Below are 13,875 nucleotides of genomic sequence, written 5' to 3'. Positions count from 1 at the left end.
ATACATTCAGCCTGCACTAGCCTACCCCAGTCCCTCAAAAACACCAACATTGCTACAACTGCTTGTTTACTTTTATATTTGCCTCGTCATTCAGAAGTCATGAAGACAACATCTAAAAATGTTACGTAACAGACTAACCGCGTTTTAATTAGATGATTAACATGATGATTTTTAACATTTTTATTTATCTAGACCAATGTCTAATAGAGGCGTAACAAGGTTGCATCCCATACTTTGCGTCAAGTCACAAAAACAACGGGAAGTATCCATGAGCAATCAACAAGCCATTTATAAAGTGCCCGCAGCAATTGCTTCCAGTGCGCTGGTCAATGATGAGCAGTATAAAAAGATGTATCAGGAATCCGTCGTTAATCCAGATGGATTTTGGCGTGAACACGGAAAGCGTATCGACTGGATAAAGCCCTACACCCAAATTAAGCAAACCTCTTTTGATGATCACAATTTATCCATCAATTGGTTCTATGACGGCACGCTGAATGCTTGTGTCAACTGCGTTGATCGTCATCTGGAGCAGAACGCCGACCGCATTGCCATTATCTGGGAAGGTGATGATGCCAAACAGCAGAAAACACTGACCTATGCACAATTGCATGTCGAAGTCTGTAAATTTGCTAACGCGTTACGTAGCCAAGGCGTACGCCGCGGTGATGTCGTTACCATGTACATGCCTATGGTACCCGAAGCGGCAATTGCGATGCTCGCCTGTGCCCGAATTGGTGCGGTTCATTCGGTAGTTTTCGGCGGATTTTCACCGGATTCCATTGCATCACGAATTAAAGATGGCCGCTCCAAAGTGATACTTACTGCCGACGAAGGTGTCAGAGCGGGCCGCACCATCCCGCTTAAGCGCAACATTGATGAAGCATTAGCAAAACCTGACGTGACGACTGTTGAAAAAGTTATTGTATTAAAGCGCACAGGCAAAGATGTTGCGTGGCAGGAAGGACGTGACGTCTGGTGGCATTCACTGACCGAAACCGCATCTGAATTTAGCGAACCCGAAGAGATGGGGGCAGAAGATCCGTTATTCTTGCTGTACACCTCAGGTTCAACGGGCAATCCGAAAGGTGTGTTGCACACCACGGGTGGCTATCTGGTGTACGCTTCGATGACCCATGAATACGTGTTTGACTATAAACCGGGTGAAATCTATTGGTGTACTGCTGACGTAGGTTGGATTACGGGCCACAGCTACATGGTTTACGGTCCTCTGGCAAACTGCGCCACAGTGCTTATCCATGAAGGCGTCCCCAACTGGCCGTCTCCTGCCAGACTCGGCGAAATTATTGATCGGCATAAAGTTAATATTCTTTACACTGCGCCGACCCTCATTCGTGCGTTAATGGCTGAAGGGAAAGAACAGTTTGATGGTTATAAAGGCGATTCCTTGCGCATCATGGGTTCTGTGGGTGAACCTATCAATCCAGAAGCATGGCGCTGGTATCATGAAGTTATTGGTCATGAGCACTGCCCTATCGTCGATACCTGGTGGCAGACGGAAACTGGCGGTGTTTTGATTACGCCGTTGCCTGGTGCAACAGATACCAAACCCGGTTCAGCCACTCGTCCATTCTTCGGCGTGCAGCCAGCATTGGTAGATAACAATGGCACAATCCTGGAAGGGGCGACCGAAGGAAACCTAGTGATACTCGATTCATGGCCAGGTCAGATGCGCACCGTCTATGGAGATCACGAACGTTTTGTTCTGACTTACTTTAAAACTTTCCGCGGCATGTACTTTACCGGCGACGGCGCTCGTCGTGATGAGGATGGTTATTACTGGATTACTGGCCGGGTTGACGATGTGATCAACGTTTCAGGTCACAGACTGGGAACCGCTGAAATCGAAAGTGCGTTAGTGGCTCATGATTTAGTGGCTGAGGCTGCGGTAGTTGGTTATCCCCATGATATTAAAGGTCAAGGTATCTATGCCTACGTAACGCTTACCAAAGATACCGAACCTTCCGAGGCGCTACGTCAGGAACTCCGTCAATGGGTACGCAAAGAGATTGGCGCGTTAGCCACACCAGATTTGATCCAGTGGGCAACAGGCTTGCCAAAAACGCGTTCAGGAAAAATTATGCGGCGATTCCTGCGTAAAATTGCTGCAAACGAAATTACCAACCTTGGTGATGCTTCAACCTTGGCTGACCCAGCCGTGATTGATACTCTGATTGAAACCCGACTCAATCGACCCGAGTAATTCTTCTTCCTGTTTTAGCCCCTCCTAGTGAGGGGCTTTTTTCTGTGCAAACAAATTGAATTTGTTCAAATAATGACAATTCAATTGGTCAAGCGCTATGATGAATATGTCGATTGTTGCTGCCGCTAAAACGGATTTTTACATGACACAGCTGCCTACCTTCAAATTTAGTGGGAATACCAGACACCTCTGGCGTAACAGCTTGTCTGCCAAATTTGTTTGGGTACAGTTGTTTATCGCCTTCATCATTATTGCCAGCACTATAGGCGTATTTTGGCTTATCCAAAGAGATCAATTATTACAGCAACAGCAAGAATTAAACCGAACCTACGGGCAGGTAGTGATATCCCGTCTGCAAGAGATCAGTGGAATATATGAAGCTATTGCGGTTTCGATGGCAGGCGTCGCCGGACAGTATTTGCAACAACCACAACAGCTGCAGGAATTACAAAAAGTCATTCCAGCATTACTCGATAGAAAACACCCTAACGACCTGTTAGCCGGTGGCGGGATCTGGCCAGAACCTCGAGATGAAAATACGCTGTCATCAAAAAGTTTGTTCTGGTTTCGCGATACCAATAACACGTTAATACAAACCACAGATTACAACCGCAATGCGGTAACTCCCTACCATAATGAAGAATGGTATCGCCCTACTCACCTATATCCTGCCAATGTGGCGTTCTGGTCCCCTGCCTACAGAGACCCGGTGACCGGTACTGCGATGGTGACTGCATCAGTTCCCATCCGCGCAGACCACAGATTTATTGGTGCAGCCACCATTGATATCAGTCTTGCCGGCATCAACGAACTCTTTCATGGCCTTTCGCGAGATCTCAGTGGCTATATTATTGCGTTAGATTACCGTAACCAATTGTTATCGCTGCCTCAGGGTTTGCAGCAGCACCTCCAAATCACTCCGTCACAGGTAAATGATATCCAAATCCTGAGTGCTAAAATTCCCGCATTTTCTGTATTTAAATCGGCATTACAAACTGCAGACGATGCCATCATAGTACAAGCACAAAAGCATCCTTTGTTCACTGAGCAACAACTACGAAAATTGCCGTCGCTGATCAATGATCCGAATAAGCTGATGCAAGCGATTGTGCAGAATGGACCTCAGCACTGGCCTAAAGCGGCAGAATTAGTGGATTTAGTCGAGATCCAACATGATCCATTACTCGGCGAAGATGCCTTAGTATCGGTATTTTTGATGCCAGATACTTTCTGGAAAATTCTCGTGGTCACGCCGTTATCACAACTACATCACAACGCCTATCTGTTAGCCGGTAAAGTCGGTTTGTTTCTGGTTATCATTCAGTTATTAGCAATGCTGTTATTATCCCTGATACAAAAACGCATCTTCATTGCCCCCATCACCAAAATGGCCAGTACCCTAAAAATGCAGAACTTAGCGGAACTGGAGTTATTACAAAACACACGGCATGATGAATTTGGTGAATTAGCCGGTAGTTTTCTGGAGAGAGTGAGGCAATTAGAAACCGAAATGTCCGGCCTCTATGCCGAGAACCTTGCCTTAGAACAACAGTTGCAAGTACAAGAATCAGCACAAATTAAGTTACTGAATCTTACCGAACAGCTTGGTGCCCTGCAGAAATTCTCGCAGCATATTATTCATATGAAAGACCTGAATGGTGGCTACATCTGGGTAAATGATAAATATTGTGAATTATTGGGGCGTGAGCGTGAACAGTTGTTAGGTCACACCGATCAGCAGATATTTCCCGCATTAGAATTTCCGCTAACAGTACAACACGAACAACGCGTATTACAATCACGAGCACCGTTTAGCGCCGAAGAACCTTTGCATATACATCATGGCGGCAACCGACCATTTTTTGTTACCCGTTTTCCGCTTAAAAATGAGTTGGGTGAAATTAATGGAATTGGCGCTATCGGTTTTGATCTCAGTGGCGTCAAGCGTAGCGAAGTACAGCTACAAGGAGAAATCGATAAACTACAGCAGCAGTTAGACGCTTTGCTCCAACAAATACAACAGCAAAAAATGCAACAGCGCTATTTTGCCAAAGAGAAACAGCTGGCAAATCAGCAGGAGCACCAGTTACAACAAGAAATTGAGCGATTACATCATCTCGAGCAACCCCTGCCACGTTTACTGACTTTATTAATATCGACCTTGAGTAAACGTTTAGATCAACTTTCTGCTGCGCTATACCATCACGCTTCAGACGAAGCGATCCCATTGGCATTGCAACAAGCAGAAGCCTTGCGGCATCTTTTGCCATTGGTAAATTATCAACGAAATGAAATTCAATCTTTAGCAATAGCCGAATTTTTTGATGATTTACTGATCTTTATGGCGCCAGAACTGGCGACTGTGGAGGTTCTTATTGAAGTTGATAAAGATTTGCGCCTACTGGCAGCAGGCAAGAGTTGGCAACATTTAATTGTTTTTTATAGACTAATCAGCAATATAGCTAACGACGCCTTCCCCACTTCGCAACATGATAAACAATTACGTATTGCGCTGACAGAAAACAATGGTCACGTGCTTATCCGTCTGACAGACAATGGCAACGGGATGACGCAATCACAAGTTGCGGCCATCCAGCAACAGTGGCAACAGCATTCGACCAACGGTACGCTAGCGACCGTATATCACTATCTTAACACCCAACTGAACGGCGCGCTCTCTCTTGCATGTGCGCCAACGAAAGGATGCTGTATCACTATTCAATTGCCAGCAATCCAACCTGAATAACCACCAGCCGGATGCTTAACGGACTAATTGAGCAATCTCATGATCAAACAGATTTTTAACCAATCCGGTAAACTCTGTAATGAAATAACTTTGTTCGCGATTTACCTGCTGACGCCCACAACCTGCAAGGATCTCTTCCAAATCATACATAATGGCATCCACTTCGCGAATGATGGTATTACGCTGTGAGAACGATAACTCTGGATTTTGACCACAGACCACAATGATTTGCGCAGCAAGTAAATCTTCAAACAGTTCCATCACTGTGCTGCCATCAACACCGCTACCGGCGTTTTCAAACAGTCCAAGATGTTCTGTCAGGTATTGAATAAGCTGAGCATAGCCTTCTTTGTCGGTTACCATTGAACTACCTGCTGTTGCTACTCAGATGTATAATTATTATTAGCAGCGCTAAGATTAACCATAGCTAGCCGATTATGAAACTGTCAGCTGCTAAGAATTTGCGCTAAATGTTATTTCCGCTTCATTATAACCATTTTGCAACAACCTTACTGGTAGTTTTGCTTATGGTGCAAGTCGATCAATATCCCAACCTAGCCCATTTCTTGTGTATAAAAAGCGGTCATGCAATCTGTGTTCACCACCTTGCCAAAACTCCACGCTGGAAGGTGTTACGCGGTATCCCCCCCAAAACTTTGGCAGTGGTACCTCTCCACGTGAAAATTTAGCTTTCATCTCAGCAAACTTTGACTCCAGTGCCTGCCTGGCGGAAATTTTACTGGATTGTTGAGAAACCCACGCAGCAATCTGGCTTTCTTTCGGACGCGTCAGGAAATACTTTAATACTTCAGCGGCTGACAATGGTTCTGCGTTGCCGGTAACTGCGACCTGACGCTCCAATGGATGCCACGGAAATAACAGACTCACGTGGGCATTACCCGCTATCTGCGTAGCTTTACGGCTTTCTAGGTTGGTAAAAAATACAAAACCTTTTTCATCAAAACGTTTCAATAGCACAATTCGTTGAAACGGCTGACCGTTTTCATCAACGGTTGCAACAACCATCGCAGTCGGATCCGTTAACTGGGCGTCTTTGGCTTGCTGCATCCACAATTCAAACTGAACCATCGGATCGGCAGCAAGATCAGCCCGGCGGAGTCCACCTAATGTGTATTCACGACGGATATCGCTTAAATCAGACACGCAAATTCTCCTTAGATGGCTTCTGGCAACAGCTTTTCATGATATAGCTGTTGATAATGGCTGAAGTGCAACTGATAACCATGTTCTAACTGAATATTGGCACTTCCGAGGCAGATATGTGCCGGAAAACCACAACTGCTATGAGGTGCATTAAAATGGATGACATCCCAACTACCGGGATCAAGCGTTCCCAATAAGCGGGCGAAAATATCCAGTGGTTGCTGTGACATATCCAAATTAGTCTCAAAACTCACATAAGAGCTGTTTTCCTGAGGCGTTACATGAATAGTGATATATTCACGCCCACGAATACCGTTAACTGAGTAGCCAAACGGTTCAAACAGAAAATCGTCAAAGCTGAACCCAGGCAACATCTCTGCTAACGCCAAGGTGGCCCGCACACCAGCAATATCTTGTTTATCTGAACGCAAGTAATCTGCAGCATCACCACTAATATGATACATCAGCAGTTCGTTGGTGATATCTGAGGTGTCGGCTTCATAGGGTTTGTCGGTGTAAAAAATATAATGGTGATGAGAATCAAGATGGCCAATTCGAAACGCTTTACCCGATATTTTTTTACGCAATAGCTGCAGATCATCTGTAAAACTGGTGGCTTGCAGATGAGACAGATATTCGTTCTTACGTTGATAACTGGCAAAAGCAATCGCTTGTTCACCAAGCTCATCAATAAAATGTGTTGCGGCATTCACTAGAGTTGTGGTGCCGCAAGTTAACATCAGAAATCGATTATCCCAAACAAACAGGCTGGATTCGCTCAACAGATACGCATCACAATAATCATTACTGACTGATGACAGAATTTCCGCATGAGCCTTAGCAACCATTCCTTCCCAGAACGGCCGGCCCAGTGATCGCAGCGAAGGCGTAGCTGGCGTCACTATGACTTCGATTTTTTTTTCTGAACCTTCAAAAAACATCTTTGCTAACCTGATGCAGGCACTCAGGCCTGCTGTCATTCGTCCTGCTTATGAGAAATCTTCCAGATAGGTATACCCTTTAATCCCCAACTGTAGTTCTTCCAAAATAGAAGCACGCTCATCTTCGTCGATATGGGTATTTACCAGTTCTTCGTAAGTACGCATAAAGGAAACCGCATCCAAATTCACGTAGCGTAATACGTCCGCTACTGTATCACCGGCTAAAACGGTTTCAATATTTGGCAAACCATTTTCATCAACTCGCACCACCGCAGAATTGGTGTCACCAAACAGATTATGCAGGTCGCCCAGGATCTCCTGATAGGCGCCGACCAAAAAGAAACCGATCAGATAAGGACTCTCAGCACTCCAGGCAGGCACAGGCAACGTAGTTTCAATCCCCTGTCCATCCACATACTGATCCACTGTCCCGTCCGAGTCACAGGTAATGTCGAGCATAATGGCTCGACGTTCAGGTTGTTTGTCTAAACCACTCAACGGCAAGACTGGGAAAACCTGATCAATCCCCCAAGCATCGGGCAATGACTGGAAAAGAGAAAAGTTAACGAAGAACTTGTCGGCCAATTTCTCGTTGAGTTCATCAATAATCGGGCGATGATAGCGATTTTTAGCACTCATCATTCCCTGTAACTCATAGCAAACACGCAGATTGGTTTGTTCCGCCCAGGCACGCTGCTCAAGGCTCAGCTGTCCCAGGGCAAACAATGAATGTGCCTCTGCCAAATCCGACTGTGTATCGTGGAAAATTTCGATTAAGGCTCGGGAATCGCCACGTTCGCTGATCTCACACCAGGATTGCCACATGTTTAGCAACAGTTGCGGCGCATCTTCTTCTGGCTCAACGATTTCTTCTGGTACGTAAGCTTCTGTACCGATTACGTCGGAGATCAGCACCGCATGGTGTGCAGTTAAGTAACGACCAGATTCAGAAATAATCCGCGGTACGGGCTGATCATATTCCTGGCACACATCGTTAAGCGCACTGACAATATTGTTTGCGTACTCGGTTAAGCCGTAGTTCATGGAGTTATTACTCTGACTACGAGTACCGTCATAATCCACCGCCAGGCCGCCACCGACGTCAAAGCAGTTGATACCACAACCTAACTGTCTTAATTCACAGTAAAAACGTGCGGCTTCACCGACACCATGGCGAATATCACGGATATTGGCGATCTGCGAACCGAGATGGAAATGCAATAACTGCAGTGAATCGAGCATCTCATTTTGTTGCAGCTCATCCACAACTTTCAGCACCTGTGCGGCGGACAAGCCGAATTTAGATTTTTCGCCACCACTAGCCTGCCATTTGCCTTTGCCCTGAAATGCCAAACGAGCACGCAGCCCGAGACGAGGCTTTACGCCCAGTTCTTTTGATTCCCGCAGTACAATTTTCAGCTCAGACATCTTTTCTAGCACGATGTAAACTTTGTGGCCAAGTTTTTCACCAATCAATGCTAGCCGGATATATTCTTTGTCTTTATATCCATTACAAATAATCACAGAACTGGCCTTCTGTGCCATTGCCAGTACCGCCATCAACTCAGGTTTACTACCCGCTTCTAGACCAAGTTGCGGTACAGTTTTGCTCACCTGACTGGCGAGGATCTCTTCCACCACCGCCTGTTGCTGATTCACCTTAATCGGATAGACCAACAGGTAGTCAGCACTATATTCGTAACGCTCAATAGCCTGATTGAACGCCTGACACAGGTTATCCACCCGATGGCAGAGAATTTGCGGGAAACGAACCAGTACTGGCAGGCTTACACCCGCCTTGACCATGTCTTTCGCCAGTTCATTAAGACTAATACGGTTGCCACTTGCCGGATCAGGGGAAACTGTCACTTCACCCTGATCATTCACACCGTAGAAACCTTGGCTCCAGTACGCAACGTTATAACCGTTACGAGCATCATCAATGGACCAATCACTCATTCTATTATCAGCCTTACAAAAATGGGTTATCGGGCAACCGTCATTGCTGACGCCACCGCCTGTTCAACATACGCAGGCAAGGCGAAACTTGCCTGATGTAGTGCTGGGGTGTAATAACGAGTGCTGATCGCGGCCCGTTGAAAACGCTCCTGCAATACCGCCAGCGGTAACTGACGGGCTTCCTGATCATCTGTGGCCCAGGCAAATGCCATATTGCCGCCGACATAAGTAGGCACAGCGGCTTGATAGAACCAACAGTCTTTCACATATGCGCTCATGCGGCGCACAGTATTTTGTACTTCCGCTAACTGCATGAACGGCACGCCGTTTTGCGCGACAAATATGCCTTTATCCGCAAGACAGCGTTTACAATTCTTATAAAATTCCGAACTGAACAACACTTCACCCGGCCCCACAGGATCAGTGCAATCAGAAATAATCACATCAAATAATTCCTGACAATCCCGCACAAAAGCCAAACCATCACCGATGATTAATTGCACGCGCGGATCGTCAAATGCCCCGGAAGAATGCTTCGGTAAATATTGACGGCACATCTCCACCACATCGCCATCAATTTCGACCATGGTTATCGATTCCAGGCTGTGATGCTTCACTACTTCCCGAAGCATCCCGCCATCACCGCCACCGATAATCAGCACTTTTTTGGCATCGCCATGAGCCAGTATTGGCACATGGGTCATCATCTCATGGTAGACAAACTCATCTCGTTCGGTAGTCTGAATCACGCCATTAAGCGCCATCACCCGTCCCATCTGACGGTTTTCAAAAATACTCAGATGCCACTGTGGTGTTTTCTGTTCATACAGCACTTTATCGATCTCAAAATATTGACCATAAGCGGTATGCAGTGTTTCAAAATATTGTTGTTTCCCTTGCATCTAACCTAATCCAGCACAACGGGTTTAATGAGACAAATAAGCTTTCCCAGCCACTTCCGCCGTGGAATGCCGGGTAAATCCAGTCGCAGACTAAGCGACGAAATCAGTTGGGATTGTTGGCCTCTTCACGGCCAGAATTAATGCGGATAAGCGTAAGGTGTTTCAGCCCCAAATCATCATAATTGAAGCTAATTGGAAACAGGTTCTCCGGCACCTTCCGGAAAGATGCGGCAAGTAAATGGTTGTGCATTAGCTAAAGACCCTCTTAACCCCGTGTTAGTCGAAACACTAAGTCACGGTTAATGACTCATAAACCATAAAACCTAACTACCCACGCTGTGCAAATGCATGAATGGTTCATACCTGCAAAACGGCGCAATTAAACCCTGCTACGTATGAGAATGCAAGCAGGAATATCAGTTTCTTGCTCGATTTTTAACACAGTAACAATTTACGGCTGATGGTTCAACTAAATCAGATTATAATTTCTATTTGAATTCATAATGTTACATGTTTATTCACCGTCAAACAATTACCCAAATATGACGGTTCGTCAGAGGGTTACCAACGATTATCTGCTGACGAATTCGCCAACGCAGTGATACATCCGCGCACAATGCACTGGCTTACGGTATAATTCTGCCGTTTATTGCCAACTAGATGACAAAATTCATGGCCGAGTTAGGAAAGCGCTGCACGCTACAAGTAATCAAGCAGGTAGATTTTGGGGTGTATTTAAATGCAGGAGAGCTAGGCCAAGTGCTGCTCCCGAGAAAATATGTGCCTAAAGATTGTCAAGTCGACGACCAGTTGGAAGTATTTCTTTACCTAGACTCTGATGACACCCCGATTGCGACCACCCAAATCCCGTTCGCGCAGGTTGGAGAATTTGCCTACCTCAAAACAGTCGCGACCGGACGCTATGGTGCCTTCCTTGATTGGGGGCTAGATAAAGATCTGTTACTGCCTTTTGGCGAGCAACGAAAACCGGCGGAAGAAGGCCACAGTTATCTGGTATATGTGCATCTTAATCATGCTGATGAGCGGATTGTCGCTTCTGCAAAAGTGGATAAGTTTATTGATCAAGCTCCGGCACGATATAAAGAAGGTCAGGAAGTTGATCTGATTATCGCCGGAACCTCAGATTTGGGTTATAAGGCGATAGTGAATAACCGCCACTGGGGGGTGATATATCAAAATGAAGTCTTTCGTAAATTACGGTTTGGCCAAAAGCTGAAAGGTTTTATTAAACGGGTACGCGCCGATAACAAGCTGGATCTGACGCTACAAAAAGGTGATCGTCAAGAGCTCGACAAACAAGCACAGGTAATCCTGCGCAAACTCGAAGCCGCTGGCGGATATCTGCCATTTGGTGATAAAACTGCCCCCGAAGTGATATACGCTGAACTGGGAATGAGCAAAAAGGCCTTTAAAAAATCGATCGGTGGTTTATTCAAGGCTGGCAAACTAACAATCGATGATGACGGTATTCGGTCAGTCTGAATTTCTTCACTTAGCCAATTAATCAAGGATAGCGAATGACGTTGGATAGTATTGAAGCGCGTATTATTGGGTGCTTATTGGAAAAAGAGATTACCACACCAGAGCAGTACCCGTTATCACTGAACGCACTGACACTCGCCTGCAACCAGAAAACGTCTAGAGAGCCGGTGATGAACCTCGCCGATAGTGAGGTATTGGACGGATTGGTGCGCTTGCAACAAAAACGACTCATCACCGAAGAAAGTGGTTTTGGCAGCAGAGTCAGCAAATATCGCCACCGTTTTTGTAATACTGAATTTTCGGAACTGCAATTTCCCGCATCACAGCTTGCCATTGTATGTCTGCTGTTGCTGCGAGGGCCGCAAACCGCAGGCGAGCTAAGAGCTCGCGCTCAGCGCTTGTATGAATTTCGGGATATCGAAGAAGTTGAAGCTAATCTGCAATCGTTACTCGACAAGTCGCTATTGCAGCAACTGCCGCGGGAAGCTGGTAAGCGTGAAGTACGATTTACCGAACTGTTCAGTGATACAGTCGAAGCTTTACCCCAAGCGGTAACCAGTGCGGCAAGTGGTGATCCACTTGAGCTCCGGGTGCGGCAACTGGAACAACAAGTCGCGTCACTCGAACAACTGGTTGCACAGCTGCAACAAGCTATCAGCTGAGCCAACTCGCTTCCAACCTAATTTTAAGGGTTCTCATGGCGCGCACCTCGCAACATACACATCCAGGACAATGGCATAATACCCGTCAGCTGGCAGTGTTTGAGTTACAAAGATTACTGTTACAACGTCGCGGACTGATGGCGCTGCTAACGTTTGCATTGTTGTGGTTGTTAATCCTGGCCTATCCAGTAAAAAGCGCGGCACAATGGATTACCGATCCCAATATCCGCAATCTCGCCGCTTCAATTGACAGCAAAATTTTAACGCAGCTATTTAACTGGTCGGTCCCAGAACTGGCAGTATATTGGAGTGCATCGCTCTATCTCTTTCCTATGTTCTGCATTTTACTGGCGGCAGGTCAATTTGCCGCAGATCGTCAACGGGGCACACTGCGCTTTCTAACACTGCACTGTAGCCGTGAAGCATTGTTCTTCGGACGTTTTCTCGGAATGATGCTCATCCAATTGTTATTAGTGTTGTTGACAGTCGTTGCCACCATTGTGCTGGCGTCTTTACGTGACCCGACGCTTGCAGCGAACTCCATGACCGATGCGTTCTGGGTTTCTGTCAACTTGTTGATTATTTTGCTGCCATATACCGCCTTGATGTCAGTATTGTCGCTGGTAGCAACCTCGAACCGCCAAGCGACCATCTATGCAGTGCTGTTTTTTACGGTGTCAGCGATTGTTCTTCCGCTACTGGATTACGCTATGCCCGCCTTAGGGTTTCTGCAGTATTTAGTTCCGGGCATGCAAACTGATGGTTTAGTCACCGCAAGCCCAATGGCAGCCAGCAGCAGTGCACCATTACCGGTTATTCAATGTGTTGCATATCTGGCATTGGGTTTACTGATTATCAAGCGGAGCGATTTATGAACCTGTTGCGATGTAGTGGCCTGAGTAAACGTTACGGTAATAAACTCGCACTGGATAATGTTGATCTGACCTTAGAGACGGGTAGTCCTATTGCACTGGTTGGTCCCAACGGCGCGGGGAAAACCACACTTATGAGCCTGTTACTTGGGTTTATTAAGCCCTCCAGTGGCAAGATTAGTGTTTTTGGTGAACAACCCGGTAGTTCCACCTTATTAGGTAAAGTGGCAGCATTGACTCAGGATGCAGTACTGGATCCAGATTTCAGTTTATTAACTCAACTGGCTTTATATGCGCGGTTACATGGGTTTTCTGGTAAATCGGCCGACGCAGAAGCGCTACGCGTTCTGGCGCTGGTGGGGTTAAGTGACGCCATTAATTCACTGCCCAAAGCCTTAAGCCATGGCATGGGCAAACGTGCAGCCATTGCACAAGCGCTTATCGGTAACCCTAAACTGGTGTTGTTAGACGAGCCTACCGCAGGACTAGACCCAGTCAACGCCCGGAATATTCGGGAACTGGTCGCGGATCTATCACCTGATATCACCTTCCTAATCAGTTCCCATAATCTGGAAGAACTGGAAAAACTCTGTGGCAAAGTGTTATATCTGGACCACGGTAAACTCAGCCAAGCTGTGGATCTTAGCGCGCCAGATCAACAAGCTTACCTGACATTACAGATGCACCCGTGCGATATGTCAGCGCTTCAGGCTCATTTGCAGCATTTACCTGGAGTAGAGGCCATCCAATTCAGCGGCAAACACACTCTGGTATTGCAATATTTACCGGAAAAAGCGACTGAACTGGACATTCAGCTACTGCAGTTACTTAAGCAGCAGCGTCTACAATATCGTATGTTGCTCAATGGCAGAACGCTCGAAGATCAGCTGTTCTCTTAACCG

General features: G+C 46.3%; 11 protein-coding genes. 6 read left to right on the top strand and 5 right to left on the bottom strand.

The genetic code is table 11. From position 1 onward, the window contains the following. Positions 1-268: 268 nt before the first annotated feature. Together acs and KDN34_RS07950 are read left to right on the top strand one after the other, a co-directional pair. Positions 269-2,224 (top strand): acetate--CoA ligase, encoded by a 1,956-nt coding sequence (acs, locus tag KDN34_RS07955; protein ID WP_212596333.1) that lies wholly within the window; start codon positions 269-271, stop codon positions 2,222-2,224. A gap of 142 nt (positions 2,225-2,366) precedes the next feature. Then, complete coding sequence (locus KDN34_RS07950) at positions 2,367-4,970, top strand: PAS domain-containing protein (protein ID WP_212596332.1); 2,604 nt, start codon at positions 2,367-2,369, stop codon at positions 4,968-4,970. 15 nt (positions 4,971-4,985) lie between these two features. On the opposite strand, the gene KDN34_RS07945 is transcribed toward KDN34_RS07950, so the two are convergent. From KDN34_RS07945 to speE, 5 genes are all read right to left on the bottom strand, one after another. Further along, positions 4,986-5,333 (bottom strand): DUF3802 family protein, encoded by a 348-nt coding sequence (locus tag KDN34_RS07945; protein WP_212596331.1) that lies wholly within the window; start codon positions 5,331-5,333, stop codon positions 4,986-4,988. Between the two features lie 162 nt (positions 5,334-5,495). Further along, a complete protein-coding gene (gene pdxH / locus KDN34_RS07940; RefSeq protein ID WP_212596330.1) occupies positions 5,496-6,134 on the bottom strand; it encodes a pyridoxamine 5'-phosphate oxidase in 639 nt (212 codons plus the stop codon). 11 nt (positions 6,135-6,145) lie between these two features. After that, positions 6,146-7,075 carry an adenosylmethionine decarboxylase gene (locus KDN34_RS07935; protein ID WP_212596576.1) on the bottom strand — a complete coding sequence of 310 codons (930 nt, stop codon included), beginning with the start codon at positions 7,073-7,075 and terminating at the stop codon, positions 6,146-6,148. Between the two features lie 48 nt (positions 7,076-7,123). Then, positions 7,124-9,034, bottom strand: coding sequence for a biosynthetic arginine decarboxylase (gene speA / locus KDN34_RS07930; protein WP_212596329.1), 1,911 nt, complete (start codon positions 9,032-9,034; stop codon positions 7,124-7,126). Between the two features lie 26 nt (positions 9,035-9,060). Continuing rightward, positions 9,061-9,936 carry a polyamine aminopropyltransferase gene (gene speE, locus KDN34_RS07925; RefSeq protein ID WP_212596328.1) on the bottom strand — a complete coding sequence of 292 codons (876 nt, stop codon included), beginning with the start codon at positions 9,934-9,936 and terminating at the stop codon, positions 9,061-9,063. Positions 9,937-10,608: 672 nt separating this feature from the next. Between speE and KDN34_RS07920 the strand changes: the two genes are divergently transcribed. From KDN34_RS07920 to KDN34_RS07905, 4 genes are read left to right on the top strand one after another with little or no spacing between them, the layout of a single operon-like run. After that, positions 10,609-11,439 carry a CvfB family protein gene (locus KDN34_RS07920; protein ID WP_212596327.1) on the top strand — a complete coding sequence of 277 codons (831 nt, stop codon included), beginning with the start codon at positions 10,609-10,611 and terminating at the stop codon, positions 11,437-11,439. Between the two features lie 35 nt (positions 11,440-11,474). Beyond that, positions 11,475-12,101 carry a YceH family protein gene (locus KDN34_RS07915; protein WP_212596326.1) on the top strand — a complete coding sequence of 209 codons (627 nt, stop codon included), beginning with the start codon at positions 11,475-11,477 and terminating at the stop codon, positions 12,099-12,101. Between the two features lie 35 nt (positions 12,102-12,136). Next, positions 12,137-12,976: an ABC transporter permease subunit gene (locus KDN34_RS07910; protein WP_212596325.1), complete on the top strand. Its 840-nt coding sequence runs from the start codon at positions 12,137-12,139 to the stop codon at positions 12,974-12,976. Then, positions 12,973-13,872, top strand: coding sequence for an ABC transporter ATP-binding protein (locus KDN34_RS07905; protein WP_212596324.1), 900 nt, complete (start codon positions 12,973-12,975; stop codon positions 13,870-13,872). Before KDN34_RS07910 ends, KDN34_RS07905 begins: the two co-directional genes overlap by 4 nt. Positions 13,873-13,875 lie beyond the last annotated feature (3 nt).

It is taken from the genome of Shewanella yunxiaonensis (genome assembly GCF_018223345.1).
Lineage (GTDB): Bacteria > Pseudomonadota > Gammaproteobacteria > Enterobacterales > Shewanellaceae > Shewanella > Shewanella yunxiaonensis.
Note: the sequence above shows the minus strand (reverse complement) of the source record. Positions and strands in the feature narration are given on the sequence as shown.